Annotated in this window: 27 protein-coding genes; 24 read left to right on the top strand and 3 right to left on the bottom strand. The window is 59.5% G+C overall.

All coding sequences use genetic code 11. The features are described 5' to 3' along the window. Positions 1-7 precede the first annotated feature (7 nt). The 16 genes from GGU46_RS20240 to GGU46_RS20315 all read left to right on the top strand — a co-directional run bounded on the left by GGU46_RS20240 (position 8) and on the right by GGU46_RS20315 (position 13,919). Positions 8-769: a LytR/AlgR family response regulator transcription factor gene (locus GGU46_RS20240; RefSeq protein ID WP_125433092.1), complete on the top strand. Its 762-nt coding sequence runs from the start codon at positions 8-10 to the stop codon at positions 767-769. A 98-nt stretch (positions 770-867) separates the two neighbouring features. Next, positions 868-1,170: a hypothetical protein gene (locus GGU46_RS20245; protein ID WP_183405367.1), complete on the top strand. Its 303-nt coding sequence runs from the start codon at positions 868-870 to the stop codon at positions 1,168-1,170. 357 nt (positions 1,171-1,527) lie between these two features. Then, positions 1,528-2,337 carry a hypothetical protein gene (locus tag GGU46_RS20250; protein ID WP_183405368.1) on the top strand — a complete coding sequence of 270 codons (810 nt, stop codon included), beginning with the start codon at positions 1,528-1,530 and terminating at the stop codon, positions 2,335-2,337. A gap of 45 nt (positions 2,338-2,382) precedes the next feature. Then, positions 2,383-2,700 (top strand): DUF4134 domain-containing protein, encoded by a 318-nt coding sequence (locus GGU46_RS20255; RefSeq protein ID WP_125433084.1) that lies wholly within the window; start codon positions 2,383-2,385, stop codon positions 2,698-2,700. Positions 2,701-2,711: 11 nt separating this feature from the next. Then, complete coding sequence (locus GGU46_RS20260) at positions 2,712-3,044, top strand: DUF4133 domain-containing protein (RefSeq protein WP_183405369.1); 333 nt, start codon at positions 2,712-2,714, stop codon at positions 3,042-3,044. 26 nt (positions 3,045-3,070) lie between these two features. Beyond that, positions 3,071-5,557 carry a TraG family conjugative transposon ATPase gene (locus GGU46_RS20265; RefSeq protein WP_183405370.1) on the top strand — a complete coding sequence of 829 codons (2,487 nt, stop codon included), beginning with the start codon at positions 3,071-3,073 and terminating at the stop codon, positions 5,555-5,557. A 35-nt stretch (positions 5,558-5,592) separates the two neighbouring features. After that, positions 5,593-6,153, top strand: a complete 561-nt coding sequence (locus GGU46_RS20270; RefSeq protein ID WP_135435203.1) for a hypothetical protein — start codon at positions 5,593-5,595, stop codon at positions 6,151-6,153. 27 nt (positions 6,154-6,180) lie between these two features. After that, complete coding sequence (locus GGU46_RS20275) at positions 6,181-6,834, top strand: hypothetical protein (RefSeq protein ID WP_135435202.1); 654 nt, start codon at positions 6,181-6,183, stop codon at positions 6,832-6,834. A gap of 15 nt (positions 6,835-6,849) precedes the next feature. After that, the gene (locus tag GGU46_RS20280; protein ID WP_135435201.1) at positions 6,850-7,506 is read left to right on the top strand and encodes a hypothetical protein; all 657 of its coding nucleotides are present in this window, start codon (positions 6,850-6,852) and stop codon (positions 7,504-7,506) included. A 44-nt stretch (positions 7,507-7,550) separates the two neighbouring features. After that, positions 7,551-8,654: a hypothetical protein gene (locus GGU46_RS20285; protein WP_215906419.1), complete on the top strand. Its 1,104-nt coding sequence runs from the start codon at positions 7,551-7,553 to the stop codon at positions 8,652-8,654. A 38-nt stretch (positions 8,655-8,692) separates the two neighbouring features. Further along, positions 8,693-9,307, top strand: a complete 615-nt coding sequence (gene traK, locus GGU46_RS20290) for a conjugative transposon protein TraK (protein ID WP_183405372.1) — start codon at positions 8,693-8,695, stop codon at positions 9,305-9,307. A 10-nt stretch (positions 9,308-9,317) separates the two neighbouring features. Beyond that, positions 9,318-10,517, top strand: coding sequence for a conjugative transposon protein TraM (traM, locus tag GGU46_RS20295; protein ID WP_183405373.1), 1,200 nt, complete (start codon positions 9,318-9,320; stop codon positions 10,515-10,517). A gap of 8 nt (positions 10,518-10,525) precedes the next feature. Beyond that, positions 10,526-11,686 (top strand): conjugative transposon protein TraN, encoded by a 1,161-nt coding sequence (traN, locus tag GGU46_RS20300; RefSeq protein WP_183405374.1) that lies wholly within the window; start codon positions 10,526-10,528, stop codon positions 11,684-11,686. Positions 11,687-11,812: 126 nt separating this feature from the next. Next, positions 11,813-12,001, top strand: a complete 189-nt coding sequence (locus GGU46_RS20305) for a hypothetical protein (RefSeq protein WP_183405375.1) — start codon at positions 11,813-11,815, stop codon at positions 11,999-12,001. Positions 12,002-12,189: 188 nt separating this feature from the next. Beyond that, positions 12,190-12,939: a type IV toxin-antitoxin system AbiEi family antitoxin domain-containing protein gene (locus GGU46_RS20310; protein WP_183405376.1), complete on the top strand. Its 750-nt coding sequence runs from the start codon at positions 12,190-12,192 to the stop codon at positions 12,937-12,939. Continuing rightward, on the top strand, positions 12,924-13,919 hold the full coding sequence (locus tag GGU46_RS20315) for a nucleotidyl transferase AbiEii/AbiGii toxin family protein (RefSeq protein ID WP_183405377.1): 996 nt from the start codon (positions 12,924-12,926) through the stop codon (positions 13,917-13,919). Before GGU46_RS20310 ends, GGU46_RS20315 begins: the two co-directional genes overlap by 16 nt. Positions 13,920-13,935: 16 nt before the next feature. On the opposite strand, the gene GGU46_RS20320 is transcribed toward GGU46_RS20315, so the two are convergent. Both GGU46_RS20320 and GGU46_RS20325 read right to left on the bottom strand, forming a co-directional pair. Continuing rightward, on the bottom strand, positions 13,936-14,571 hold the full coding sequence (locus GGU46_RS20320) for an ImmA/IrrE family metallo-endopeptidase (protein WP_183405378.1): 636 nt from the start codon (positions 14,569-14,571) through the stop codon (positions 13,936-13,938). Next, a complete protein-coding gene (locus tag GGU46_RS20325) occupies positions 14,534-14,944 on the bottom strand; it encodes a helix-turn-helix domain-containing protein (RefSeq protein WP_183405379.1) in 411 nt (136 codons plus the stop codon). Before GGU46_RS20325 ends, GGU46_RS20320 begins: the two co-directional genes overlap by 38 nt. Positions 14,945-15,222: 278 nt before the next feature. Between GGU46_RS20325 and GGU46_RS20330 the strand changes: the two genes are divergently transcribed. From GGU46_RS20330 to GGU46_RS20355, 6 genes are all read left to right on the top strand, one after another. Next, positions 15,223-15,492, top strand: coding sequence for a hypothetical protein (locus tag GGU46_RS20330; RefSeq protein WP_183405380.1), 270 nt, complete (start codon positions 15,223-15,225; stop codon positions 15,490-15,492). Next, positions 15,489-15,878: a hypothetical protein gene (locus GGU46_RS20335; RefSeq protein WP_183405381.1), complete on the top strand. Its 390-nt coding sequence runs from the start codon at positions 15,489-15,491 to the stop codon at positions 15,876-15,878. The genes GGU46_RS20330 and GGU46_RS20335 overlap by 4 nt, the downstream gene beginning before the upstream one ends. Beyond that, entirely contained in the window at positions 15,856-17,298 is a 1,443-nt protein-coding gene (locus GGU46_RS20340; protein WP_183405382.1) for a HesA/MoeB/ThiF family protein, read from the top strand. The genes GGU46_RS20335 and GGU46_RS20340 overlap by 23 nt, the downstream gene beginning before the upstream one ends. 231 nt (positions 17,299-17,529) lie before the next feature. Beyond that, positions 17,530-18,489: a tyrosine-type recombinase/integrase gene (locus GGU46_RS22530; protein WP_183405383.1), complete on the top strand. Its 960-nt coding sequence runs from the start codon at positions 17,530-17,532 to the stop codon at positions 18,487-18,489. Between the two features lie 288 nt (positions 18,490-18,777). Next, positions 18,778-18,942 (top strand): hypothetical protein, encoded by a 165-nt coding sequence (locus GGU46_RS20350; RefSeq protein WP_183405384.1) that lies wholly within the window; start codon positions 18,778-18,780, stop codon positions 18,940-18,942. Positions 18,943-18,965: 23 nt separating this feature from the next. Then, on the top strand, positions 18,966-20,750 hold the full coding sequence (locus GGU46_RS20355; RefSeq protein WP_183405385.1) for a hypothetical protein: 1,785 nt from the start codon (positions 18,966-18,968) through the stop codon (positions 20,748-20,750). Positions 20,751-20,818: 68 nt separating this feature from the next. Here GGU46_RS20355 and GGU46_RS20360 read toward each other — a convergent pair whose 3' ends face one another. Next, positions 20,819-21,967 (bottom strand): hypothetical protein, encoded by a 1,149-nt coding sequence (locus tag GGU46_RS20360; RefSeq protein WP_183405386.1) that lies wholly within the window; start codon positions 21,965-21,967, stop codon positions 20,819-20,821. 262 nt (positions 21,968-22,229) lie between these two features. On the opposite strand from GGU46_RS20360, the gene GGU46_RS20365 reads away from it, so the two are divergent. Both GGU46_RS20365 and GGU46_RS20370 read left to right on the top strand, forming a co-directional pair. Further along, complete coding sequence (locus tag GGU46_RS20365; protein WP_183405387.1) at positions 22,230-23,885, top strand: site-specific DNA-methyltransferase; 1,656 nt, start codon at positions 22,230-22,232, stop codon at positions 23,883-23,885. 12 nt (positions 23,886-23,897) lie between these two features. Then, positions 23,898-26,561 (top strand): DEAD/DEAH box helicase, encoded by a 2,664-nt coding sequence (locus GGU46_RS20370; protein ID WP_183405388.1) that lies wholly within the window; start codon positions 23,898-23,900, stop codon positions 26,559-26,561. The last annotated feature ends 19 nt before the right edge of the window (positions 26,562-26,580 follow it).

The raw sequence follows: 26,580 nt of genomic DNA on the forward strand, positions 1-26,580 counted from the left end.
CCACTCTATGGCTACCATCCTCATTGTTGAAGACGAACTGCTGATTGCCGCCGAGATTGAACGCGCCCTGGTCCGGCTGGGCCACACGCCCCTGCCGCCCGTGGACAACAGCGACGAAGCGCTGAGTGTACTGGCCGCCCAGCCCGTGGAGCTGGTACTGATGGACATCAACATTGCCGGCGACTGCGACGGCATTGCGGCCGCGCTGCTTGTGCGGCGGCAGTTTGCCGTGCCGGTGGTGTTTCTGACGGCCCGCTCCGACTCGGCCACCCTGAACCGGGCCAAGCTGGCCCAGCCCTACGGCTTTCTGGTCAAACCCTTCACCGATGATTCGCTGCGGGTACAGATTGAGCTGGCCCTGTTCAACGCCTACGAGGCCGGGCCGGTGGGGCCAGTGCTGGACACGGCCGACGCCGGCACGGAGGTGCTGGGTCCCGCCGAGCGCTGCCCCAAGTTCAAGGACTACCTGTTCGTGCGCAAAGGTTCGGGCCACGTCAAAGTGCTGCTCAGCGACATCCTCTACTTCGAGGCCCTGCAGAACTACGTGCGCCTGCACACGGTGCGGGAGCGGTTTGTGTTTGACTCCACCCTTAAGGAGCTGGAGCAAAAGCTGCCCGACCAGTTTTTCAAGACCCACCGCTCCCACATCGTAAACCTGGACCACGTGCAGGCCTATGAGGAAAGTAGTGTGCTGCTGGGTACCGAATACGTGCCGGTGAGCCGTTCCTGCAAGGACGAGCTAAAGAGCCGCATTCACTTGGTAGGGTAGTCCTGCCACACCCCTATCCCCGTTTTCTGATGCCCGGCTGGCCGGCGACTGTCAGTAGTTTACCTTCGGGCTGGTATCTACGCCATTCTATCCAATCAATGAAAACACCCGAGGAACGCCACGCGCACCTGGAAACCTCCAAGGCCATGCTGGATGAGGTAATGAACGAGGCCGGGCTCAGCAACGGCAGTCAGGGGCCGGACCGGCTGGATGAACTCACCAGCAACCTCTATAAGCTGGCCGCTTCCAAAGCCATGGATGTGGCAAATGCCCGGCTGGGCGAGTTTGAAGAGGTATTGACTGCGGCCGGGCTGCCAGCGGATACCGTTATGGCAGAAACTGAAGCCTGCAGGACCGAACTCATCCACCACCTGCGGCAACTAATCCGCGAACGACTCTAATAAGTGAGCTCCTATGTGGGCCGCTACAACCCACCGGGGACCGGGCCAATTGGCTTGTTCTCCGGTGGGTTGTTGTGCTTGGGAGAATAACGGGGCCCTGCTTAGCCCAGAGCACATCGTGCCGGGGCTGGTCAGGTCCATGGGAGGCAGCAGAGATGAGGCCATTCAGCGCGAAAACGGCCAGGAAAGGACTTCCATTCGTGTGGAGTCGCTGCACCTCACCACCCGATTTTAACCGTTCGTCAACTTTCTACTAATCGGGTTTTGGGGCCGGATATGTTTGCACAAGTCAAACCTCGGTTTGGCACGCCCACGCTCAGGTCGGCCGACCCGAGGTGCCACGCTTGATTTCTGCCGATGCTCAGCGCTTACTCCTGGAGCCAGTTTGGCCTGTTTATGCTGGTCGTGGTTCTGCTCTACTACCTGATAGTCGGGTTACTCTACTACCGCGCCGAACTCGCCCCGCTACTCGCACTCGGTAAGCGCGGCGCGGGCAGCACTCCGGCCACTGTCACGGCTCCGCCCGCCCTGGTGCGCCCGACCTCGGCCTTTGCGCCACCGCAACCGGCTGCCACGGAGGCAGCACCGGAAGCTACGGTAGAGGAGGAAGGCGCCGCCGAGAACCTGCCCCCGGCCACCGAATCGGTAGTGGAAGGCCAGTTACCAGCCTCCACCGCCACGGCCACCGGCCAGGACCAGAGTGCCGACGACAGTACGCCCATGGATGCTGCTTCGGCCTCAGCTGAGGAACAAGCCGCGGCGCAGGACCAGACCCGGACCGAAGCCCCCGATCAGGCCGATGAACGCCTGGCCGAACTGGTGCGGCGCCAAGCCCACGCCGAAGCGGACCCGCCGGCGGCCGTCGACCAACCCGCTGAACTACTCGACGCCGAGCCCGCGCTTCAGCAGCGGCTGCTGGTGAGCTACGAGCCGCTGGCTTCATTCGAGGAGCCGGTCGCCTCCCCGCTGGACATCATCACCGCCGGGCCCGCGCCGCGGCTGGTGGCCGCCGAATCAGTCAGCGAATACATCGCCCTGCTGCAGGCGGGCCAGAACCCGCCCGCCCCGGCCGGCCTGCAGGGCAGCTGCCTGGCCGAGCAAATGGCCCAGCACCTGGAAGAATACCAGGCCGAGCTGGCCGCCCTGTTCGGGGCCGACGAGCTGTAGAGCCCGGCCCACCCATACCCACACGTCTCATTCTTTCCCATTCGTATGAACCAGAAGCGTTTTAGTACCTCGCTGGCCATCCTGGCCCTGCTCCTTAGCTCGCACCTGCTCTACGCCCAGACCGGGGCCGGCAACGGCACGGCCGGCATCCAGGATGCCACCACGCAGGTCACCAGCTACTTCGACCCGCTCACTAAGCTCATGTACGCCATCGGGGCGGTACTGGGCCTGGTGGGCGCCATCAAAGTATACAGCAAGTGGAACTCCGGCGACCAGGACACCCAGAAAACCGCCGTGTCGTGGTTTGGCTCCATGATTTTCCTGGTTATCGTGGCCACGGTGGTGCGCTCGTTCTTCCTGTAAGCCGGCCGACCATGCCCGTCTACGACCTTAATCGCGGCATCAACAAGCCCGTCGAATTCAAGGGGCTGGTGGGCAGCAACATCTACTTTTTGGTGGCTGGCATCGGGCTGGTGTTTGCCCTGTTCGTGACCTGCTACCTGGCCGGCGTGCCGCTGGCACTCACCGTGCTGCTCACCTTTCTGGCCGGGGGCGGCATGTGGGCCGGGGTATTTGCCCTGAACCGCCGCTTCGGCGAGCATGGGTTGATGAAAGCCGCCGCCCGCCGCTCCTCGCCCCGCTACATCACCAACCGGCACAGCCGCCTTTTCCAACGCCTCAACCAGGACCCGCCCGGCCGCGCGTAGCGGCCGGCACGGGTGCTTTCCCGCCTATGAGCAACAAGGTTCTGCCCTCCGTTTCCCTGGAATCTAAGCAGCCCATCTACAAGGTGGAGAAGGACTGCCTCGTCTCGAAAAACGCGGACGTGACGGTGGCGTTCCGGCTGGAGCTGCCGGAAATCTTTACCCTCTCGCGCGAGGACTACGCCCAGCTGCAGGCCGCTTTCGTGAAGGCCGTGCGCCTGCTGCCCGACCACTGCGTGGTGCACAAGCAGGACTGGTACGTGGAGGACAAGTACGCGCCGGGCTTCGAGGCCGAGCGCACGCTGCTCTCCGCCGCCTACGAGCGGCACTTCAACGAGCGGCCGTTCCTCAACCACTTCTGCTACCTCTACATCACCAAAACCTCGTCGGAGAGGCCCAACTGGGGCAGTACCTCGGGGCTGCTGGCCCGCCGCCACATCGTGCCCAAGGACATGCTCGACACGAAGGTGCTGGAAAGCTTCTTCGACAGCGTGGGTCAGTTCGTGCGCACGCTGGAAGGGGTGGGGCCTACCAACGCCCCCTTTATCCGCTCGCACCGGCTTACCTCCGATGAGCTGGCTGGCACCCAGGAAAAGGCCGGGCTGCTGGAAAAGTACCTCTCGCTGGACCTGTCCGACCAGGCCCTGCAGGTGGACCTGGACCTGACGGGCGGGCTGAAGGTGGGCCAGGATTTCTGCCAGATGTTCTCGGTGGCCAACCTCGATGACCTGCCCACCTCGGTGGAAACTGACATCCGCTACGAGGCCTACAGCACCGAATACTCGGACTTTCCCATCTCGTTTGCCGCGCCACTGGGGCTGCTGCTGGGTACCAGCCACATTCTGAACCAGTACGTGTTTCTGGATAACACCCAGAAAACGGTGAAGACCTTCGAGCAGAAGAAGGACCGGCTCAACTCCCTTTCGCTCTACTCCCGGCAGAATGCCATCAACGTGGAGTACTACCACACCTTTCTCAACGAGCTGATTGCCCATAAGCGCCGCCCGGTGCGGGTGCACTGCAACGTGCTGACCTGGGGTAGGAGCGAGGAGGAGCTGACGGAGGTGCGCAAGCTGGTGAATGCCGCCTTTAACCAGATGAACTGCAAGCCCCGGCAGAACACCGTGGACATTGCCGCGCTCTACTGGGGTGGCATTCCGGGCAACGCCGGCGACTTTCCCAGCGAGGAGACCTTCTACACCTTCATCGAACAGGCCGTCTGCTTCTGGGCCTCGGAGACCAACTACCGCTCCACCGGGGCCACCAAGGGCATCAAGCTTTCCGACCGCCTCACCGGCAAGCCTGTGCTGGTGGACATTTCCGACGAGCCCATGAAGCGGCAGGTCATCTTCAACCGCAACAAGTTCGTGCTCGGCCCCTCGGGCTCGGGCAAATCATTTTTCACCAACCACATGGTGCGCCAGTACTACGAGCAGGGCGCCCACGTGCTGCTGGTGGACACGGGCAACTCCTACAAAGGCCTCTGCGAGCTGGTGGGCGGGGTGTACTTCACCTACGAGGAGGATGCGCCCATTGCCTTCAATCCCTTCCTGATTTCGGGCAAGCTGGACGTGGAGAAGAAAGAGAGCATCAAAACGCTGCTGCAGGCGCTCTGGAAAAAGGACGACGAAGCGGTCAGTCAGTCGGAATACGTGTCGCTCTCCACAGCCGTGAGCCTGTATTACGTGATGCTCGAAGCCAACCCGGCTATTCAGCCCAGTTTCAACACGTTCTACGAGTTTGTGAAGGGCACCTACCGCAAAGTGCTGGAGGAGGAAAAGGTGCGCGAGAAGGACTTTGATATCGACAACTTTCTCTACGTGCTCGGGCCCTACTACCGGGGCGGCGAATACGACTACCTGCTCAACTCCGATAAGGAGCTGGATCTGGTGCAGGCCCCGTTCATCGTCTTCGAGCTGGACAACATCAAGGACCATCCCATTCTGTTTCCGGTGGTCACGCTCATCATCATGGAAACCTTCATCTCCAAGATGCGCAAGCTCAAGGGGGTGCGGAAGATGATTCTGATTGAGGAGGCCTGGAAGGCGCTGACCACGCCCGGCATGGCCGCCTACATCAAGTACCTATTTAAGACGGTGCGCAAGTTCTTCGGCGAGGCCATTGTGGTCACGCAGGAAATCGACGACATCATCGGCAACGAGATTGTCAAGGATGCCATCATCAACAACTCGGACTGCAAGATTCTGCTCGACCAGCGCAAGTTCATCAACCGCTTCGAGGAGATTCAGGCCCTGCTCTCGCTCACGCCCAAGGAGAAGGACCTAGTGCTGAGCATCAACCGCGACAACCAGCCCGCGCGGGGCCGCTACACCGAGGTATTCATCTCGCTGGGCGGGGTGGTGTCGAAGGTGTACGCCATCGAGGTGTCGAAGGAAGAATACGTGACCTACACCACCGAGGAAACCGAGAAAGTGCGGCTGTTCGAGAAGCTGCGCCAGACCGGCGACATGCCCACGGCCATCAAGCTCTTCGCCGCCGAGCTGCGCGAAGGGTAGGGGAGCACACCATCATCAACAAAAGGGAAAAAACGATGCGCAATCTATTGTTTCACCTGGCCCTGCCGCTGGCGCTGCTCAGCAGCTGCGGCAGCGATAAATCCCCAGCCGACTCGCCGGCTACGACGACCCCTGCGGCAGATGCAACGGTACCTGCGTCCACCGAGGTAGCTGCCGCGCAGGCCCTGGCCGACAGCCTAGTGGCGTTGCCCACCGCAGACCCGGCCGACAAGGCGGCGGCCCGGCGCTACGCCCAGTTCGTAGCGGCCTGGCAGGGCAGCGACCTAGACGCCTCAGTGAAGGAGCACCCGGTGGTACGCAACGGCTGGGCCCGCTACCGCTACGTGCTGCGCACGGTAGCCCGCTCACGGGGCCTGCCCCGGGTGCAGCCCGAAGACGTGGCTACCTGGAACGGCCTGGCCGGCCGCTGCGAAACGGTGGCCACGATGCTGCTGGCCCTGACCAAGGAGCCCAACATGACGGCAACGCAGGCCCTGCCCACGCTGCTGGGTTTTGAGGGCGGTACCGGCCAGGCCCGCTTCGCAGCCGAGCGGCACCTGAAGTACCTGCTGCACCCGCAAACCCGGAATCAGTAAGCCAACCACCACGCAAACGTGCCGCCCATGCAGAAGAAAATCATCCTCCTCAGCCTGGCTCTGCTGGGCCTGAGTGCTACCCGGGCCTCGGCCCAGCTGGTGGTATCGGCCCCGCTGCTGGAAGGGCAAAGCGCCGTGCAGACCGGCCTGCAGAAGACCATGAAGGGGCTGGAAGCCGCGGCCAACAAGCTGGTAGCCTTCGGGGTGAAGGAGCAGGAGCTCACCAAAACCTTTGCCCGCAAGAACCTGGAGCAGCACAAAGAATGGTACGACGGCCTGCTCAAGGTCAGCGCCGCCGTGCGCGACTACCGCCGGGTGCGCTCCATCTACGCCAAGCAAACCCAGATTATCCAGCAGTACTCGGATGCCATCAACGTGCTGCGCACCTCGCCCTACATCAGCCCCCAGCAGCTCACGCAGATGACCAGCATGTACGCCCAGCTGCTGGCCGAGGGCGCCAACACCGTGGCCGACCTGCGCACCGTGGTCAGCCCGGCCATGCTCAAGATGACCGACGCCGAGCGCATGGAATTCATCGACCAGCTGGACGCCAAAATCACCGACCAACTGGGCTTGGTCAGCTACTTCACCCGGCGCAACATGCTGCAACTGCGGGCGGCCCAACAAATCGAGCAGGACCGCCAGACCCTTCTATCCTTCATGGGCGCCAGTGCCCGCTAACCCCACCCGCTGCCGATGAAAACTATCTCCTTCTTCGTGCTGCTGGCGCTGCTGGGCCTGGTGGCCCGGCCGGCGCGGGCCCAAACGGTGATATCGGCGCCCATCTCCGAGCAAATCTCGCGCAAGCAGATTCTCCACCAAGGCGTATCGACCACGCTGAAAGGCCGGGCCAAGGTGCTGGCCGGCGACATCAAACAGCTCAGCACGGCCATCAAGGGCATCACCGACCAAACCCAGGTCCTGCACGCGCAGTGGTATAGCTCGCTGCTGCAAATCAGCGCCGGCGTGCGCAACTACCGCCGGGTGCGGGAAATCTACGACGCCCAGGCGGCCATGATTACCCAGTTTTCCAGCGGCGTGACCGAGCTGCGCACCCGGGGCCTCACGCCCGCGCAGGTCAGCGAGGCTTCCACCATGTACCAGGTGCTGCTGCAGGAAAACGTGTCGCTCATCACCGAGCTGGCCACCATCATGACCACCAACCGGGCGCAGATGACGGACGCCCAGCGCCTCAAGTTCATCAACCGCATCGCCGACCGCATGCAGCAACAGCAGCACCTGATGACTTACTACACCAACAAGTGCCGGGCCGTGGCCTACCAACAGCAGCAGGCCCGGCAGGACCGGGCCTCGGTACTGGCCCTGATTGGGGCCGCAGACGCCGCCCGCTAGCGCCCCGCCGCTTTTCTCCCACCGCATTTCCCGCCGCTATGGACATGAACTCAATCACCATGCAGATGCTGCAGATGGAGCAGATGCTGGGTCGACTCTACGATTCGATGCTGCCGCTGGTCGCGCAGTTCGTGACCCTGGGCCGTGCCGTGGGCGGTATTGCCGCCCTGATATTCATCAGCTCCCGGGTGTGGGGCCACATCGCCCGGGCCGAGCCCATCGACCTGTATCCGCTGCTGCGCCCCTTTCTGATTGGCCTGGCCATTCTATTGTTTCCGCAGCTGCTCGGCGGCCTGCGCGGCATCACGGGCGCGCTGGCCACCAGCACCGATTCGGTGCGCACCGATCAGACCGCCCGCATCGACCAGCTGCAGCAGCAGAAAAAGGCATTGCTGGCCCGCCAGCCGGGCAACGAGTACTTCGCCACGGATGAGGCCTACGAAAAGCGGCTGGAGGAGCTGGGCGGGACTACGGGCATGAGCAATATGGGCCAGCAGGCTGCCTTGGGATTTGATAAGCTCAAGTACGAAGTCAAGCAGGACTTCCGGGAATGGATGAAAAACACCCTGGAGCTCTTCCACATCGCTGCCCGCCTGCTCGTCAACGTGCTGGCCACCTTCCTGCTCATCGTGCTGTCGGTGCTGGGGCCTCTGACCTTCGGCATTGCCATTTTTCCCGGCTTCACCGGCTCCATTGCCAAGTGGCTGGGGCAGTTTGTCACCATCAGCTTGTGGGTGCCGGTGGCCAACATCTTCGGGGCCATCATGGGGCAGTTTCAGGTGATGATGCTGGAAGCCGACATCGGCCGCCTCAACACCGGCGCCGGCGTCGACTCCGCCGATTTTGGTTACCTGGTTTTTCTCTGCATTGCCATTGCCGGCTACCTGGTCATTCCCTTTATCACGGATATGATGCTGGCCGCTTCGGGCGTGAGCGGCGTGGCCCGCGCCATGCAGGGGGCGCTGGTAGGCACTGCGGCTACGGCCGGCGCCGCGGCTGGCGCGGCTACGCGTCTGGGCGCGGCCCCGGCCGCTGCGGCTGCCGCCACAGGGGCAGCCGCTACCGACAACAGGTCCTGGGGCGAGCAGCTGGGCCACCGCGCCGGCACGGTCCTCCGCGAACGGGTCTTCGGCCGCCGCTCCGCCTGAGGCCGAGCCTTCTTACTTCTCATTAGCCCTCTCCAGCCATGTTCGCATCCCTGAAAACTATTGATTCCGCTTTCCAGCAGGTTAAAACCCTGGCCCTGCTCTTCATTGTGGCGGTGCTGGTGCTGGCCGGCACCATTGCCTACTTCGCGTTTCAGACCACCACCGCGGCCGCCAATCGCATCTACGTGCTGGAAGGCGGGCAGCTGCTCACGGCCGGCGCCCGGGATGCGCGGGCCAACCGGCCGGTGGAGGCCCGCGCCCACGTCACGCGCTTCCACGAACTGTTTTTCACCCTGGACCCCGATCAGAAAGCCATCGACAGCAACGTGAACAAGGCGCTGTACCTGGCCGACAATTCCGCGAAGCGGCAATACGAGAACTTCAAGGAGAAGGGCTTCTACAACGACCTGATTGCCGCCAACATCAGCCTGGAAATGAGTGTGGACAGCGTAGTGATAACCAACTCGCGCCCGTTGGTGGCGCGGTGCTACGGCCACCAGCGCGTTATCCGGGCCACCTCGGTGACCACCCGCAACTTCCTCTCGGAATGCTCCCTGCGCGACGTGACGCGCTCGGAGAATAACCCGCACGGCTTCCTGATGGAAAATTGGCGCGTGCTGCGCAACGAAGACCTCAGTACTCAGCCCCGTTAAGCCCCACCCGATGGAAACCAAACCGCACGACGCGCAATTTCTGCGCACCCGCAAGATGGCCACCTTCCTGCCGGTAGTGGGCGTCCCCTTTCTGGCCGTCATGTTCTACCTGGGCGGCGGCGGGCAGGGCGCGCCCGCCGAGGCCCAGAACGTGCCGTCCGGCTTCAACACCACCCTGCCCACGGCCGAAAAAGGCTCCATCACCGCCAGCAAGCTCGAAGCCTACGCCAGCCCAGTGGATACCCTGCGCAACCGGGGCCTGGTCGATGCCCGTCTCGATACGGCGGCCGGCTCGGGTCTGTCGTACTCCATCGGCGCCGATGGCAAGCCCGGGCCCAATGGGTCGGTGGACAAGTCCGTGGTGGAAGCCCAGCAGCAGCTCATTGCCGCCCAGCAGGCGCAGCTGAACGGTGGGGCCGCGCCCGGCGCTGCGGCCACTCCAACTGCAGCAGCACCCGGCGCCCTCACGCCCCAGGAGCAGCTGGAGCTGATGCGCAGCCAGCACGAGCGGGAGCTGGCCGAGAAGGACGCCCAGCTGCAGATGGCCCAGCTGCTGGCGCAGAGCAACAGCGGCGGGGGAGGGGTAGCCCGCCCGGCCGTGCCGGTGGTGGCCAAGACTAAGAAAAAGGCCAGCACCCGGGCCAAGGTGGTCGATGAGGATGCCGTCGTTTCCCGATTGGGCGGGGGCGGCTCGGGCAGCCGGCGCACGGCTTCGTTCACCGGCCTGGATGATGGCCGGGCCGCCACCGAGGATGCCAACACCTTGCCGGCCGTCATTCACGAATCACAGGAAGTAGTCAGCGGCTCGCTGGTTAAAATGCGCCTGACGGAATCGGCCGTGGTCAACGGCCGCGCCCTGCCAGCCAACACCTTCATCTACGGCAAGTGCAGCCTGGCCGGGGAGCGGCTGAACATCAGCATTGAGACGCTGAAAACCGGCAATCGGGTCTTCCCGGTGGCCCTCGAAGTCTACGACGTGGACGGCCTGGAAGGCCTGCACATCCCGGGCGCCATTACCCGGGACGCGGCCAAGCAGGTCGGCGCCGACGGCCTAAATGCCGCCGATGCCATGACCATGAGCGCCGACCCCACGCTGGCCGCGGCCGGCGTGGCAGTTACCGCCGTCAAGGGCCTCGGTCAGAAGAAAATCCGCCTAGTCAAGGTGCGCCTGAAAGCCGGCTACCAGGTCATGTTGAAGATTGATAAATAAGCTACGCTATGAGAATCGCCCTTGCCCTCTGCACCCTGCCCCTCAGCCTAGCTGTGGCACCCGCCCTCGCTCAATCCACGACGCTGGCCAGCACCCGACCCGTGGCCCCAGCGGCTCCGGCTAAGCTCGCGACGTATCCGCTGTTTGTGTCGGAGCAAAAGACCACCCACTTGGTATTTCCCTCCCCGGTCACCTACGTCGATTTGGGCAGTGCCGGGCTGATTGCAGCCAAGGCTACGGGCTCCGAAAACATCGTGCGGGTCAAGGCGGCCGGCAGCGGCTTCAGCGAAACCAACATGACCGTGCTCACGGCCAGCGGCAAGCTCTACTCCTTCGTGGTGGGCTACCAGCGCAACCCGCGCCAGCTGGGCCTGGACCTGGGCGCGCCCAGCGCGGGCCCGGCTAAGCTGCCCGTGCTCCCGCTCTACGTCTCGGACCAGAAAACTACCCACCTTGTGTTTCCCTACCCGGTCACCTACGTCGACCTGGGCAACTCCGGCATTCTGGCCGCCAAGGCCACGGGTGCCGACAACATCGTGCGCGTGAAGGCGGCCAGCAACCACGTGACCGAAACCAACATGACCGTGCTGACCTCCGGTGGCAAGCTGTACATGTTCGTTGTCAACTACCAGCACGACCCGAAGGTGCTGAGCCTGGACCTGAGCACGATGACCAGTTCCACTGCCCAGGCCGGCAGTGGCAGCGAGGCCATCCTGTCGAACACGCCCATTCCGCAGGGCAACCTGGATGCCTATTCTAAGCAGGCGCTGGCACGCGGCGGCTCGGTGGCCAGCGATACGAAAAACCAGCTTAGTGTGCGCGCGGGCAGCGTGGGCTACCAGCAGGAAACTTTGTTTTTCCCGCTCCACCTGCGCAACCGCTCCAATGTGACGTATGATGTGGATTTCGTCAAGTTCTACATCCAGGACAAGAAGGTAGCCAAGCGCACGGCCGAGCAGGCCATTGAACTGACGCCTACCTACGTCTACAACGGCAACGAGAAAAAAATTGAAGCCGCCGGCAAGCTCCAGCAGGTATTCGTGTTCAAGAAGTTCACCATTCCCGACCAGAAAAACCTGGTCGTCGAGGTGTACGAAAAAGGGGGCGGGCGCAATATCAAGCTCAGGCTTTCCAACAGCGACCTGCTCCGGGCCCGCGGCTTCCGGTAGCCTTAACTCGCCTGTGCGCCTTGCTTATTGGCATCGTTGCGTGCACCAAATCAGTATCATTTCGTTTACCTAATAGAGGAAGCAGGGCAAACGACCGGCTCGATACTCACTCTCATCCATACTGCTATGCGTATTCTGCTGCTTATCGCCTTGGTTATTTTCCTCTACTCATCCTGGGCACCAAGTTGGGGAGCTCAGGTGGCCACCTGGAGCCTGTTGCTCTATTTCGGCTTCAAGTTCTTCCGCCTTTCCAGCTCCGTCATGCACCGGGCCTCTCGCAGCCCTCAAGACCGTTACGACCCGCACAACCACTAGCAGTTCCCCGCTTTTCAGTTATCCATAAGCACCCTCCTGTTGCCTCTAGACGGTAGCGAGAGGGTGTTTGGGTTTTACGTGCAAGCTGCTGCTTGAGTCCGTAACTTAGGTGGAACACAAAGCACATTTTGTAATGTTTTGCAGTCAAAAAACTTTACAATTGATGTATCTTTACCGGCCCCAAGCAGATGGAAAAAGCGCCCAAATCCACGACCGCCCGCCAGAAAATCCTCAACCGCTTGCAAAAGTTGGAGCCGGGCGCCCTCGTGCGCTACCAGGAGTTCGCCAGCTTAGGCATCGCACCGGGTACAGTGGCCGTGAACCTGAGCCGGCTCCGCCAGGCAGGAGTAGTGCAGCAGGTTACCAAAGGCACCTACCGCCTCCCCCTGCAGAGCCGGTTCGGCCCGGTCCCGGTTTCCGAGCAGCAGGTACTGCAGGTGCTGCTGCAAACATCCAGCAAAAAGCTGCGGGGCTACCCCACCGGCGTAGCGGCCTTCAACCGGCTAGGCCTGACCACGCAGGTACCGCAGGAAATTCAGATTGCCACGTCCCGGCCGGGACGGCCCAAGAAAGTCGGCAACGTGCGCGTGCGCTTCGTGCGCAGCCGGGCAGAGGTGAAGCCGGAGCAGGTAAAGCTCTGCCAGCTGCTGGATGCCCTGCGGCAGATTAAGCGCCTGCCCGACACTTCGCCAGCCGCGGCTCTGCTGCGCCTGCGCGAGCAGGTAAAGCAGCTACCACCGGCTGAGCAGGCCGCTCTGGTTCGCTTGGCGCAGGACTACAATCCGGCCACGCGCGCCCTGCTGGGGGCCCTGCTGGAAGGGCTGGGTGAAGTCAAGTTAGCCACTACGCTGAAAGCCAGCCTAAATCCCTTATCCACTTATAAGCTTGGTTTGTCCGAGCAGGCCTTACCCAACCGCGCGCAATGGCAAATCCGATGACCCTGCACACCCACGAGCAGGACTTTCGCAACCTGATTACCATCACTGCGGCGGCCCGGGGGATGCGGCAAAGCTTTATTGAGAAAGACTACTGGGTAACCTGGGTGCTGCGCAACCTGGCCGATTCGGCCGTGGCTGACCAGGTCGTGTTCAAAGGTGGCACCTCGCTCTCCAAGGGCTACGGGCTTATTGAGCGGTTTTCGGAGGATGTGGACCTGGCCGTTATCCTGCAGGAGCAGCAAAGCGACGGCGCGCTGAAACGGCTCATCCGCGACATCCATAAAATCGCCGCCGGCGACTTGCCCGAAGTAGACGTGCCGGGCTCCACCAGCAAGCGCGGCCACAACCGGCTAGTGCACCACCAGTATCCGCACCTGTTTACCGACCCGGTGCCGACGGCTACGGAGCACATTCTGCTGGAAATAACGGCCTTTGGAGAACCCGAGCCGCACAGCAAGCGTCCCTTGATTTCCTACCTTGGCCAGTACCTACTCGACCATGGGCAGCCGGACGCCGTGCAGGAATACGGCCTGGAAGCTTTCGATTTCAACGTACTGAGCCTCTCACGCACGTTTGCCGAGAAAATCATGGCCCTGGTGCGCGCGTCATACGAAGAAGACCCGCTCGCGGCAACGGGCCGCAAAGTGCGCCACCTCTACGACTTGCACCAGCTGGCCAGCCAGCCCGAGGTGGCCGCCCTGCTAGCCAGTCCCGGCCTGGCCCAGCAGCTCGCAGCCGTGCAACGCGATGATGCGCGGGCGGGCGTCATTGGCCCGACCCTGGAATGGAAAACCAAGCCTCTGACGGCGTGCTGGGCCTATACTGAGGAAGCAACGAACCTACGTCAGCTTCAGCAGCCCTACGAGCAGGAGTTGCCAAGCCTGCTGCATAGCGCACTTCCTGCGTTTGATCAGGTGCTGGCTACTATGCAGTTGATTGCTCTACAACTTCGCACCTATGATGGATTAATTACCACTTAAGTTTACGACGAGCCTATTAGCTATTGTATGCTCGGTTGATGCTCGCTGCAATACGCCGGTCAATCGCTAAGACCGAGCGGCGAAACTTCACCAACTGCAGACTGGCACCGTAAATTTCGGCAATTGCCTCGTTGGAATGTCCAGCACGTACCAATTGCATAAGCCCGTCCTCGGGTATTTGCAAGCTCCAGCCCAGCCATTCCGCTTCCGCTTCGCAACGTTCGTCGTGGCTACGCAGAGCAAAGTCCATAGCTGCCCCCAGACAATTACCTGGATGCTGGCAAATGTGATGTCCCATCTCGTGCATGATATCGCTCTCTTGACGAGCAGCAGAGGCATTGGGATTGTAGACGATGATTTTATCGCCGCACATGCCAATAGCCATGGCCGAAAACGGGCGTTCCGTATCGGTCACCAACGAGGTCAGTTGGGCAACTCTACGGTCTAGATCCGGGAATTCACCCAACGCTCCGGAGAGCAGTAGATTGTTCAGGGCAAACACCGGAAATACCCGCACCCCATAGAGTTTAGCCACGAGGCGGGCAGGGCACGCTTGCGTCAGCGAGTAACCCAGCTTACGGCGGATGGCGACAGAGTCTTTTTTAGCGACGGCTTTAAATCCCGGAGGGAGAGGTGAGCTGTTGGGTTTCATCCGGTAATAGATTGCGCCGCGCAGCTGCATAGGTCACTTCAATCATTGTGATGAGCGCCTCCCGGGTAGCTGGGGTTAATAACTTATCGGCTCTTAAATGTACAATGATATCTTCTTTTTCCAGCACTGATTCCCTTGCTCCATCCCCCTGCGCCACGGGTTTAACCGCAAAATGAGACGGGGGCACATCCAGCCAGCGGCAGATTCTCATGTAAGTGTCCAAGTCCGGTAAGTTGCCCCGCTCAATCCGCGACAGTGTGGACGAACTCACTTTTTCCATCTGCTCTGCCGCTGCCCGTACGCTCAAGCCCTCCGCATCCCGTTTGCGCTGAAGGGCTTCTGCCAGAGAAGCAATGTTAATCTCGTGTTGCATATGTGCTATACGGTCTGTCTAAAAGTAAGGATGGCGCCCGAAAAAGGAGTACTCACCCATCCAAATTTTAACAAACATAACGCAATTTAGTTGCACCACTGCATTTGTGTCATGCGTAAGTCATGACAGTTTGAGTCATTATTGGCACTGTGTCATGTATTACACATGGCACAAACCTACAAATAGGACATTGGCACGGCTCTTGATGAGGTGAAAGAGTATGATTGCTCCGGCCGGACATGAGTACTGATTTTTTCACCTTTTAACGAGCGAGCATCATGCCCCAGCCCGAACACCCCAAAAACAACGCCCCTGAGCGTAAGAAGTACAATTTCTTCGTTGACAAGACGAAATACGAAACCGACCAGCAGCACCTTACGGTGCGCCAGATATTGGTCGATTTCGTCAAGGTCGACCCAGCCACCAAGACCCTGGCCATCAAACTCGAGGGTGACTTCCGGGAGTTGACTAACCTAGAGGAGTCCGTGGACCTGCACTCGGCGCAGCACTTCGGCCTCTTCGACAATTCCACCACCCAGGTGTCATGAACTGCGGCGTTGAATTGCTCGTGGCGCACCTGCACGAACTAGGACACACGGACGCCAGCGTGCTGCGGGATGCCAACAGCCAAGCATATGCCCTAATTCCTGGATTCGAGATTCCTGCCGGCACATTTGCCGGCAGGAAAATCGACCTAGCCATTCAGACTCAGCCCGATTACCCGCGCTCGATGGGCTCGTCGATTCATATCCGCGCCACGCCTCACCTCGTGCCGTTCGGCCAAGCCTTGAAAAACGGAGTGCTTATCCGTAATGTAATAGCCAGCGGCCTTGGCACCGACTGGCAGTACTGGAGCTACCGCTTTACGGTTCACCCTGCCAATCCCGCTCTCGAACTATTAGCCCAAATCAATGGAGTCTTTCGACAAAACTGACAAAGATGAGGTCAGCGTAGCCGTACCCGCCGCGCTAAATCAGCAACTGCTGCAGCATCTACTCCGCGACGATGAGCAGGAAGATGCTACGTTTGCCCTGTATTACCCGTCGGTTGGTGAAAATCGGTTCACAGCCTTAGTTTACAAGCTGATCCTGCCAGAAGAAGGAGACCGGGAGGTACACGGCAACGTGGAAATCTACCCGCAATACTTCAAGCGCGCCTGCCGACTGGCGGCGCAGGAAAAGGCTGGCGTAGTGTTACTGCACAGCCACTTAGGCCCGGGTTGGCAGAACATGAGCCCCGACGACATCGACACGGAGGAAGGATACTCGCCGGCGGCGCTGACGTTTACTGATCTGCCACTGGTGGGCATGACCCTTGGGACAGATGGCACGTGGAGTGCGCGGGTGTGGGAGCGGCAAGCTGCGGGCTACGAACGAAAGTGGGCAGCTACTGTGCGTGTGGTAGGTCAGCAGCTGCATATGAGCTATGCCGATCACCTGCGGCCTCTCCCCAAGCTTCGCAACATCTACAAGCGCACCGCGACGGTCTGGGGACCGGACAATCACCGCAGCCTTACCCGCCTGCGCGTTGGCATAGTCGGCTTGGGCAGCGTAGGCAGCATGGTAGCGGAAGCATTAGCACGCATGGGCATGGAGCGCTTTGTGCTCATCGACTTCGATGAAGTGCAAGAGCATAACCTGGACCGGCTAATGGGTGCTACTGTTCATGATCTAGGCCAGCCCAAGGCGGAAGTTGCGGCCCGTCAGATACGTCACGCGGCCACAGCCCAACAGGTAGAAATAGCTGTGGTGCCGCACGGCATAACCGAAGAAGCTGGTTATCGGGCTGCACTGGATTGTGACGTGCTCTTCAGCTGCGTGGACCGCCCATGGCCGCGTCATGTCCTCAACCACATTGCCTACAATCATTTGATTCCCGTGGTAGACGGTGGAATCAATGTCAGGTTTGACGAGCACAAGCAGTTTGAAGGGGCAGAATGGCAACTGCAAACCGTTGGCCCGGACCGACCTTGCCTACAGTGCCTCAAGGCTTACGACAGTGCAGACGTCGCAACCGAACAGGCTGGCATGCTGGATGACCCGTCATACCTAGCTGGGCTGCCTAACACGCACCGGTTTAAGCGCAATGAGAACATTTTCCCCTTCAGCATGAATCTCGCGTCGCTGGAGGTATTGCAATTCGTTGAAATGGTCACGGGGATTGCGGGCAATTACTACCTGGGAACCCAGCGCTACGACTACAACCACGGCTTCATTCGGGTCCACGACAACCGCACATGTTTGCCGGATTGTGAATTCACTAAGGGAATAGCCTTGGGTGATAGTGTCTACCCAGCACCCATTGGTTTCGACCATTCAGCAACAGACGCCCGTAAACGTCAGCATATCAGCTAACACGTACAAGTCTACGGAACGCAAAAGGGCCTGCTCATGAGCAGGCCCTTTTGCGTTCCTATACCGAATATCCACTAGCCAATAGCCTTTGGTAACTCTGCGAAAAGGAGTATTGGTTGACTTCCTGCTAAACGAGGATAAGGTATGATAAGCTTTACTTATCATACCTTATCCATTATCTTTGAGAGACGCCAATTTTCCGGGTGTTTACTCCTTATATAATAGGCTGCCGTGAGCACCGTCCCCGTTGTCCCACCTTCCCCCGCGTCCACCGGCCTCGCACACCTAGCCGAGCAGACCGCCCGCTATGTCGAAGCCGGCCTACAGGGCGCCCCCAACACGGCCCGGGCCTACGCCGGGGACTGGCGCCGCTTCTCGGCCTGGTGTACCGAGCACGGACAGGTCGCGCTACCGGCGTCGGTGGATACGCTCGCCGGATTTGTGACCCACTTGGCCGAAACTGGCAAAAAGGTGGCCACCATCCAGCGCCACTGCGCGGCCATCAGCAAGGCCCACGCGCTGCGGGACCTGGCCTCGCCCACGGACGACAAGAAGTTCAAGGTGCTGCTCGAAGGTATCAGCCGGGTTAAGGGCACCCGCCAGAAGCAGGCCCCGGCATTTTCGCTGGCGAGCTTCAAGCGCACCGTCAAGCACATCGACCCCTCAACACCAGCTGGCCTGCGCGACCGGGTAATTTTGCTGCTCGGCTTCACGGGGGCATTTCGGCGCTCGGAGCTCTCTGCGCTTGACTTGGATGACCTCGCATTTTCGGACGAAGGGCTCACCATTGACCTGAAGCGCAGTAAGACCAACCAGTTGGGGGTAGCCGAGGAAAAAGCCATTTTCTACTCCCCGGACCCAGCACTCTGTCCCATCCGCACGCTGCAGGCCTGGCTGCGGCTGCTCGGCCGTACCACCGGCCCGGTACTGGTGTCTTTGCGAAAAGGTGGCCGGCTAACGGAGCGACGGCTGACGGATGTGCACCTGAACAAGATTGTGCAGCGGCACCTGGGCCCCAAGTTCACCGCCCACTCACTCCGCGCTTCGTTCGTGACGGTGGCTAAGCTCAACGGCGCCGACGACAGCGAGGTCATGAACCAGACCAAGCACAAAACTAGCTCCATGATTCGGCGCTATACCCGCCTTGACAATGTGCGCCAGCATAATGCGGCGCAAAAATTAGGTTTGTAATATGGATTACAAATAGCGGCGGTGATAAAGATAAACCCTTACTTTATCCGCATACTCCTGAATTAGAAAATGTATTAATACAATATTTCTTAATGATTAATTGCTATATTTTACAGCGGTTCGGTTTAGTGGAAGTCAAATGACACTTGTCCTTCCTAATTTCTAGATAATACGCATAATTTTTCGGCAGTCCATTGGGATTTTGCTTACAAAACTGTAACCTTGATCCTGGCTTATCGATACACCTTCGTACCTTTGCACGCCCATTCAACTGATTTTCTTGCATTCATGTCTGTAACTGCACCTGTAACGATCCAATTCAACGACGAGCGAGCCGACTTCCGTGGGCAAGCTTATCAGGCGCGTTTGGAGCAAATGGAACGGGAAGCAGCGGCATTGCGCAAGCATGCGGTTGTGGATCGCGAGCGGATGAAGATGCGCGCCAAGCGCTAACTCAGTCCTGCTGCAGCTTAATCGTGCAAGACATCGCATATCGGGTTTTACCTTATTCGTCCGATGCGTTAGCGGCGGAGCTTACTACAAAGCGGGTTACCGAAGCGGAAATTCGGGCAAAAGACCATTTCGCCTACCTCAGCGAATACCTAGGTTCTACCAACGATGCGTTGGGCGCCCAAACAATGCTGGTGGAGGAGCCTTATGTCAGCCAATCCTATCTAACGGATTACGCTAGCTATTACTCCCTGGGATTCGCCGATTACCCGCGTTTCTGCAAACGCATTCATTTCTTCAAGCTGGCCTTCGCACAATCGGCGTTGGAGGACGCGTTAGTCGCGCCCGATGCGCCCCCCCTTACGGAACAGGGTCAGGAGATTGACCCAGCTGCCCTCGCGCGCTGGAAGGCGGCGCAAGACTTGTGGGGCTCGTACCTAGGTTATGTTGTTGTAAAGCCTTTACCGACGGCTCCAATCGGCGCGACACTGCTCAAGCCGTACGACAACGGGGCTGAAAAAGTCCGTCATTACCCCGCCCGGCGGCCCTACCATCTCAACCTATTGGGAAAGCCACTGACCCTCAATTCGCTCATTTTTCAGGAGCAGGATTTAGTCGTGAGTGCCTGCGCGACTACCGCGCTGTGGATGGCCTTTCACAAAACAGCCCAATTATTTCAAACGGTACTGCCTTCGCCTTACCAGATTACGGCCGCTACCAAGAACTTATTCAACAGCACGGGGCGCACGTTCCCGAATGATGGCCTGGACCTTTACCAGATTGGTAATGCCATCGAGTCGGTGGGCCTTGTTGCCGAACTGCTGTTCTTCGATACACTCTCCGAAATTCAGGAGAGCAAGCGGGTCGCCATCGACCGACAACGAGCTGCTGGTTTATTCCCGTACGAGGGGTTCGAGGGACTTACTCAAGAAGATATAGCAGACTTGACTGAAGAGGAACGCGATGAATATGTCGAGCAGGAGGTAGCGGACCAGACCGAAATGGCCGGTTTTGAGCAAATGCGACGCTATAAGCGCATCATTTACGCTTATCTGCGGCTGGGCCTGCCCATTCTCTTATTCGTTCGCGGCGACGGTGCGGACAGCGAGCACCTAGTCACCGTGACCGGCTATCGCGAAGCGCCTCAAACAGTACGCCGGACTCCCGCAATTTCGCTTGTCGGCGAGCAAGTGGAGCGGCTTTACATTCACGACGATCAACTAGGTCCGTTTGCTCGCTTAGGTTTTACGGAAGACGGGCAGCTAAATACCGTCTGTGCGATGCCAGGCAGCGAAGGACCTAACGACCAGACAGCTGCCTTACTCAATATCTTCGTACCATTGGCGTCCGAAATTCGCATCAACTTCGAGCAGGTATACATCCTGGTCGAACCGTTTGATGTATTTTTATACCCTCGGCTCAACAACCCCGAGGACGTCGTGTGGGATTTGTACCTAAGCACCAGCAATCACTACAAAGACGAACTGCGTCAGAATCCTTACCTCCCTGCAGCAGAACGAATAGCCATCGGCAAGCGGCTACTGCCCAAGTATGTATGGGTAGCCCGAGCCTATTTGGGCACAACCCCCATCCTTGAATTGCTATTTGACGCTACGGACCTCCACACGGGCTTCTTTTGCCTGGGCATGACTTGGTTTAGCCAAGACTTGAAGCATCGCCTAACCTCTTGGCTCAGCGACCCATTTAACCGGCAAGAGACTGTGGAAGCAACCCGCATTCAATGGCGTTATTTGGATATGCTCTTTGCTGAACTAGGACTCCCGCTTACAAATAACGCTTCTACTAATTAGGACGTTAACTTCCTGCATGTGATGTCCCTGGCTCAGGTGCTGGATCAGCAAGAATCTTTGAGCTTTTACTACGCTTTTGTACGCTTGAGGTACTTTTTCAGCACCCATCCGTTCATTGGCAGCCGGTCGGCGTCCTGGAAAGAGATGTAGACGTATTTGCCCAGGCTATCCAGCACCATCACCTGTTGTCCTACCCCAACCACATCTACCCCTAGGCTTTTCGGGTTGGGTTTGATACGCAGGCGCAACGCCCGCTTAACGGTTCGCAACTTGCCCTGTCCGGCGGCAATTTGCTTTACCGAGTCGATGAGCTCGGCTTTAAGTTGCCGCAAATCAGCTTTCGTGGCTGGCTGCTCCAGCGGGTGCACCCTTGCCTCTACCTTACTGTAGCACCAGTCGATAAATGTGATAAAACTGATGATGCCCAGCAGTCCGCTGATGATACCCAGCTTCAGGTTGAACCGGGCCAGCGGGCTGTTACCGGCCTGCTCCAGTTGCTGCACTCCCGTGGCTACCTGAGCGGAAAGGGATGCAAAGAAGCCGTTCATCTCGCTGCGCAGCAAGGCTACATCGGCGGCCGACTCTACCCGGAAGTTGGCAAACTGAGCCCCAAAGTCTTCAAATGTTTCATCGAAGTCGGCGTCGGTATCCGTTGCGTCTTCCGCATCGACTTCTTGCTGCAGGCGTTGGATGAAGTCCTGCGTCTGCGCTACCAAAGAGCCCAGACTTTGGAACTGAGTAGCCCACGCTGCCAGGGGATTTGCCAGCTTACTGGCCACCGCCCAATCGGTCAGGAGTTGCTGCTGCATGCCTTGCACAGATGCCGCCTGCTTTATCAGATCGGATGTCTGGAATGCATCAGCCAGCATCCGTGATATGCTGCCGAGACTGCTCAAATTGGCCAGTGTATGAGCCGGAAACTTCAGTTGAAAATCGGCCAATGGTTGCGCCAGTGCCTCCAGCGACTGTAGCCCCGGTACCAGCGGCACATTCAGCAGCCCCGCCGCTTTGATCGTCTGTTGCCACTTAGCCGAACCCAGCACCTCAGCCCAGGGCGACGCAACCAATGAAGCCAGCCGGACATTGTCCAAAATTCCGCTCATGCTATTGGCGGTTATCAGGTCATGCAGCGGCTGGACTGCTTTTGCCAGGTTGCTAAGATTGTTGTAACTCCCGAACAGCTTACCGTAGTCAGGAATAGAATCGTGGATGGACATGCAGCGACACGGTTACAGAGTCGGTTCGGATGGGCAGTGTTCCGCGCCTGCGCTCTGCTAGTAGAGAGGGAGGTTAACGATCAGCAAGAGCCGCCGGCCGGGTAGAAACGAAGATACGCCACCGGGGGCAGGGCACAAGGCGCCGTGCTAACTAGTTTAGCCTGAACGCCGCAGGCCGGACCACCGCAAACTTGCCGCCCGCAGATTCGGCGCCCTCCTGCCCTTCCCGTATCTTCGTCTTTACACCTATTGCTACGTCCGCATGCCCACGCTCCACTGGATTGGTAAAGACAAAGTTATCAACCACCACCAGGACGTTCCGTTCCGACTTCTTGACCACCAGTACGGCGCCCTCGCCGACGGTACCCAAACCACCGAGCCCACCGGCAGCGGCAACCGCATCATCCACGGCGACAACCTCGAAGCCCTGAAAGCCCTGCTGCCAGAATACGAGGGTAAAGTGAAGTGCATCTACATTGATCCTCCTTACAACACGGGGAAGGAAGGATGGACTTACAATGACAACGTTTCGGACCCGAAGCTTCGCAAATGGCTGGAGGTTACGTTGCAGGCAAAGTCAAACGGCAAAGATGCGGGCATTGGAGTAGATGACCTCTCGCGTCATGACAAGTGGTTGTGTATGATATACCCACGCCTAAAGCTGCTTCACAAACTGCTGAGGGAGGATGGAAGCTTATGGGTTTCGATTGACGATACCGAATGCTTCAACCTGAAGATGACGCTTGATGAAATCTTCGGGCTTGATAATTTCATTGCGGACATTATCTGGAAGAAACGTGACAGTCCACCAAACGACAGAACCATTGGTTCTATCCACGAGCACATATTGGTGTACGGTAAGGCGAAAGCAGGGCCGGGCAAAAAGACGTTAGCAGAGGAGCAATTCAATCTGCTCCAACGGACTGAAAAGTCAAATGCAGACTACAAGGTATTTGCTGAACCAAATGGTCCTGACCCTAAAGGGCCTTTCCGAAAAATTGATACAACGGCCAATGGAAAGGGTGGACGCTTTGTAGCAAGCCTATTTTATGGCATCATCAATCCCTACACGCAGGAAGAAGTATTTCCACGGCAGGGCACTTGCTGGCGCCATAACCAGGAAGAAATGAAACGGCTGGAAAAAGATAACCGGCTGTATTGGGGAGTGAAAGGAGAAGCAAAAACTCCTATGCGCAAGCTATATCTCTCAGAAACCCGACAGGGTATGACCATACCTTCTATCTGGTATGATATTGCTCTAAATCAGCACGGTTCGGGAGATATTGAAAAGATATTCGGCGAGAAAGCTGCTTTCGACACTCCCAAACCAATTGATTTAATTCAGCAAATTGTCCATATCGCCACCGACAAAGATTCCATCGTCCTCGACAGCTTCGCCGGCAGCGGTACCACGGCCCACGCCGTGCTCAAGCTCAACCAGCAGGACGATGGCAACAGGCGCTTCATCCTCACGGAAATGGAAGACTACGCCGAGCGTATTACAGCGGAGCGGGTGAAGCGCGTCATGCAGGGCTACGCCGGCCACCCCGGCACCGGCGGCAGCTTTGACTATTACACCCTGGGCGCGCCCATCTTCACCGAGGTCGGCGAGCTGAACGAGCAAGCCGGCCTGGCGGGCCTGCGTCAGTACATCTATTACGCCGAAACCAAGCAGCCCCTGCCCGCGCCCTCGGCCGATGACAACGCGGCATTTCTGGGCCTGCACGACGATACGGCCTACTATTTCCACTACCAGCCCGACACCGTTACCACGCTGGGCCACGAGTTTCTGGCCACCATGCGCACCCGCGCCGGCCAGTACATCATCTACGCCGATAACTGCCTGCTGCCGGCCGAGTTCATGACCCGGCACGGCATTATTTTCAAGAAAATTCCTCGCGACATTTCGCGCTTCTAACCCCCGGCCGATATGGAGCTGAAACCCTACCAGCAGGAAGTCATTACGGACCTGGCCCGCTTCCTCGATTGCGTACAGGCCACCAAGAACCTGCCCGACGCTTTCCACGACTTCTGGGCCACGCACCCGCGCACGCCCCTACAGCCCTTTCCCGGCGCGGCCGTGGAGCCCTACAAGAGCACCGTGCCCGGCGTGCCGCACGTGTGCGTGAAGGTGCCCACCGCCGGCGGCAAGACCTTTCTGGCGGCCAACGCGCTGCGCACCATCTTCGCCGCCTTTCCGCCCGACCGGCCCAAGGCCGTGGTGTGGCTGGTGCCCTCCGTCACCATTCTGGAGCAGACGCTGCGCAACCTGAAAGACCCCGGCCACCCCTACCGGCAGAAAATCAACACCCACTTCGCCGGCCGCGTGGAAGTGTACGACAAGGCCGCCCTGCTGCAAGGCAGCGGCTTTTCGGCCAGCTCCGTGCAGGAGCAGCTGAGCCTGGTGGTGCTCAGCTTCGACTCGCTGCGGGCCCGCAACAAGGAAGACCGCAAGGTGTACCAGGAAAACGGCAACCTGCAGTCCTTCGGCACCCTGCTGGGCGATGACGAGGATATTACCCTCATGCGGGTGATTCAGGCCCTGAACCCGGTGGTGGTGGTCGACGAAAGCCACAACGCGGAAAGCGAGCTGAGCGTGGACATGCTCAAGAACCTGAGCCCCTCGTTCATCCTCGACCTGACGGCCACCCCGCGCAAAAACAGCAACATCATCAGCTTCGTGGATGCGCTGGCCCTGAAGAAGGAGCACATGGTGAAGCTGCCCGTCATCGTGTATAACCACAACGACCGGACGGAAGTCATCAACTCGGCCCTGCAGCTACAGCGCAACCTGGAGCTACAGGCCAAAAAGGAGCAGAAGGAAGGCGGCCGCTACATCCGGCCCATTGTGCTGTTTCAGGCCCAGCCCAAAACCGCCGACGACAACACCACCTTCGAGCTGCTCAAGCAGAAGCTCATCGACCGCAAGATTCCGGCCGAGCACATCCGCATCAAGACGGCGGGCCTGAACGAGCTGAAGAACGAGGATCTGTCGTCGCCGAAGTGCCCGGTGCGCTACATCATCACCGTGAATGCCCTGAAAGAGGGCTGGGACGCACCCTTTGCCTACATCCTGGCTTCGCTGGCCGATAAGTCGTCGGCCGTGGATGTGGAGCAGATCCTGGGCCGCGTGCTGCGCCAGCCCTACGTGGCCCCGCACCAGGCACCCATGCTCAACATGAGCTACGTGCTGACGGCCTCCAGCAAGTTTCTGGAAACGCTGGATAAGATTGTGGTGGGCCTGAACAAAGCCGGTTTCAGCGCCCGCGACTACAAAGTGGCCGACGCCACTACCCTCGCGCCCAAGCCCGACCCGCTGGCCAGCTTCGTGCAGGCCCCGCTAAACTTTGATGCCCCGGCCCCCACGCCGGCCACCGATGATCTGGCCGACATTGACTTCGGCCGCATTGCCCCGGTGGAACCCGTCACCGACGAAGCCGCGGCGGCCGTGTCGGTCACGCAGCCGCAGGCGGCCCCCACGGCCCCGGCGGCGGGCTCCGTGCAGGCCATTGCCCAGGCCGCCTTGGCCCAGCAGGCCGAGTTCGAGCAAACCGTGGCCGCCAGCACGGCCAGCGGCACCATGCCCCCTCCTAGCGCCCTCCAATCCCTCGTGAAAACTTATCCGATCAAAGAGATTTTCCGCGAGCAGGCCACGGCCCTGCGGCTGCCCCAGTTCTTCTGGAAAAAACCTGCCGCCACGCTCTTCGACGGCGACGCCGGCAGTACCAGCGTGCTGCTGGAGAAAGATTACCTGCTCGAAGGCTTCCAGCTCGGAAAGGAGAACACCGACATCAAGTTCGACGGCGTGTCGTCGGAGCTCTACCGCGTGGACCTCGACGACACCAAGAAGGAAGCCACGCCCACCTTCACCCGCATCGACGGCGACGCGAAGGAGCGCATCATGACGTTCATCCTCGACCCGACCCGTAAGGACAGTCGCGTCAAGAACTTCACCAGCCGCATCATGGGCCTGATCGGCAACCTCTACCCCATTGCCGATAAGGAAATTGAGCGTTACGTCCGCCGCATCCTCGAAGACTTCACCGACGAGCAGTTCACGGATTTCGCCAACCACGAGCACACCTACACCCAGAAGATCAAGGACAAAATCCGGCAGCTCTCGGAGGCGTACGCGCTGAAGCAGTTCCGCAACTTCCTCGACCAGGACAAAGTCTCGATGCAGCCGGCCTACGCACTGCCGGCCCAGATTACGCCCGGCGACACGGGCAAGGACATTACCAAGTCCCTGTACGAGAAGGAGGGCAAGATCAATGGCTTTGAGGAGCGGGTCATCAACGAGCTGGCCAACCTGCCCAACATTGCCTTCTGGACGCGCAACCTGGAACGCAAAGGCTTTCGGATTAACGGTTTCCTTAACCACTACCCCGACTTCATCATCCAAACCAAGAGCGGCAAGACGCTGCTGGTGGAAACCAAGGGCGACCACCTCGATGCCGAGCAGAAAATCAAGCTGGGCGAGTACTGGGTACAGAAAGCAGGCAACGATTTCCGCTACTTCATGGTGTATGAGCGCCGCGTGGTGGACGGTGCCTACAAGCTGGATGACTTCCTGAACCTTGTGAAGGGTATCTGATGTAGTTGCCTTCTACTCT

The sequence above is a fragment of the Hymenobacter latericoloratus genome, from assembly GCF_014199535.1.
GTDB lineage: Bacteria > Bacteroidota > Bacteroidia > Cytophagales > Hymenobacteraceae > Hymenobacter > Hymenobacter latericoloratus.

Bases quoted from the DNA above. Each gene is read 5' to 3' on its own strand.
- GGU46_RS20240 (WP_125433092.1), top strand. From the start codon at position 8: ATGGCTACCATCCTCATTGTTGAAGACGAACTGCTGATTGCCGCCGAG.
- GGU46_RS20245 (WP_183405367.1), top strand. From the start codon at position 868: ATGAAAACACCCGAGGAACGCCACGCGCACCTGGAAACCTCCAAGGCC.
- GGU46_RS20250 (WP_183405368.1), top strand. From the start codon at position 1,528: ATGCTCAGCGCTTACTCCTGGAGCCAGTTTGGCCTGTTTATGCTGGTC.
- GGU46_RS20255 (WP_125433084.1), top strand. From the start codon at position 2,383: ATGAACCAGAAGCGTTTTAGTACCTCGCTGGCCATCCTGGCCCTGCTC.
- GGU46_RS20260 (WP_183405369.1), top strand. From the start codon at position 2,712: ATGCCCGTCTACGACCTTAATCGCGGCATCAACAAGCCCGTCGAATTC.
- GGU46_RS20265 (WP_183405370.1), top strand. From the start codon at position 3,071: ATGAGCAACAAGGTTCTGCCCTCCGTTTCCCTGGAATCTAAGCAGCCC.
- GGU46_RS20270 (WP_135435203.1), top strand. From the start codon at position 5,593: ATGCGCAATCTATTGTTTCACCTGGCCCTGCCGCTGGCGCTGCTCAGC.
- GGU46_RS20275 (WP_135435202.1), top strand. From the start codon at position 6,181: ATGCAGAAGAAAATCATCCTCCTCAGCCTGGCTCTGCTGGGCCTGAGT.
- GGU46_RS20280 (WP_135435201.1), top strand. From the start codon at position 6,850: ATGAAAACTATCTCCTTCTTCGTGCTGCTGGCGCTGCTGGGCCTGGTG.
- GGU46_RS20285 (WP_215906419.1), top strand. From the start codon at position 7,551: ATGAACTCAATCACCATGCAGATGCTGCAGATGGAGCAGATGCTGGGT.
- traK (WP_183405372.1), top strand. From the start codon at position 8,693: ATGTTCGCATCCCTGAAAACTATTGATTCCGCTTTCCAGCAGGTTAAA.
- traM (WP_183405373.1), top strand. From the start codon at position 9,318: ATGGAAACCAAACCGCACGACGCGCAATTTCTGCGCACCCGCAAGATG.
- traN (WP_183405374.1), top strand. From the start codon at position 10,526: ATGAGAATCGCCCTTGCCCTCTGCACCCTGCCCCTCAGCCTAGCTGTG.
- GGU46_RS20305 (WP_183405375.1), top strand. From the start codon at position 11,813: ATGCGTATTCTGCTGCTTATCGCCTTGGTTATTTTCCTCTACTCATCC.
- GGU46_RS20310 (WP_183405376.1), top strand. From the start codon at position 12,190: ATGGAAAAAGCGCCCAAATCCACGACCGCCCGCCAGAAAATCCTCAAC.
- GGU46_RS20315 (WP_183405377.1), top strand. From the start codon at position 12,924: ATGGCAAATCCGATGACCCTGCACACCCACGAGCAGGACTTTCGCAAC.
- GGU46_RS20320 (WP_183405378.1), bottom strand. From the start codon at position 14,571: ATGAAACCCAACAGCTCACCTCTCCCTCCGGGATTTAAAGCCGTCGCT.
- GGU46_RS20325 (WP_183405379.1), bottom strand. From the start codon at position 14,944: ATGCAACACGAGATTAACATTGCTTCTCTGGCAGAAGCCCTTCAGCGC.
- GGU46_RS20330 (WP_183405380.1), top strand. From the start codon at position 15,223: ATGCCCCAGCCCGAACACCCCAAAAACAACGCCCCTGAGCGTAAGAAG.
- GGU46_RS20335 (WP_183405381.1), top strand. From the start codon at position 15,489: ATGAACTGCGGCGTTGAATTGCTCGTGGCGCACCTGCACGAACTAGGA.
- GGU46_RS20340 (WP_183405382.1), top strand. From the start codon at position 15,856: ATGGAGTCTTTCGACAAAACTGACAAAGATGAGGTCAGCGTAGCCGTA.
- GGU46_RS20350 (WP_183405384.1), top strand. From the start codon at position 18,778: ATGTCTGTAACTGCACCTGTAACGATCCAATTCAACGACGAGCGAGCC.
- GGU46_RS20360 (WP_183405386.1), bottom strand. From the start codon at position 21,967: ATGTCCATCCACGATTCTATTCCTGACTACGGTAAGCTGTTCGGGAGT.
- GGU46_RS20365 (WP_183405387.1), top strand. From the start codon at position 22,230: ATGCCCACGCTCCACTGGATTGGTAAAGACAAAGTTATCAACCACCAC.
- GGU46_RS20370 (WP_183405388.1), top strand. From the start codon at position 23,898: ATGGAGCTGAAACCCTACCAGCAGGAAGTCATTACGGACCTGGCCCGC.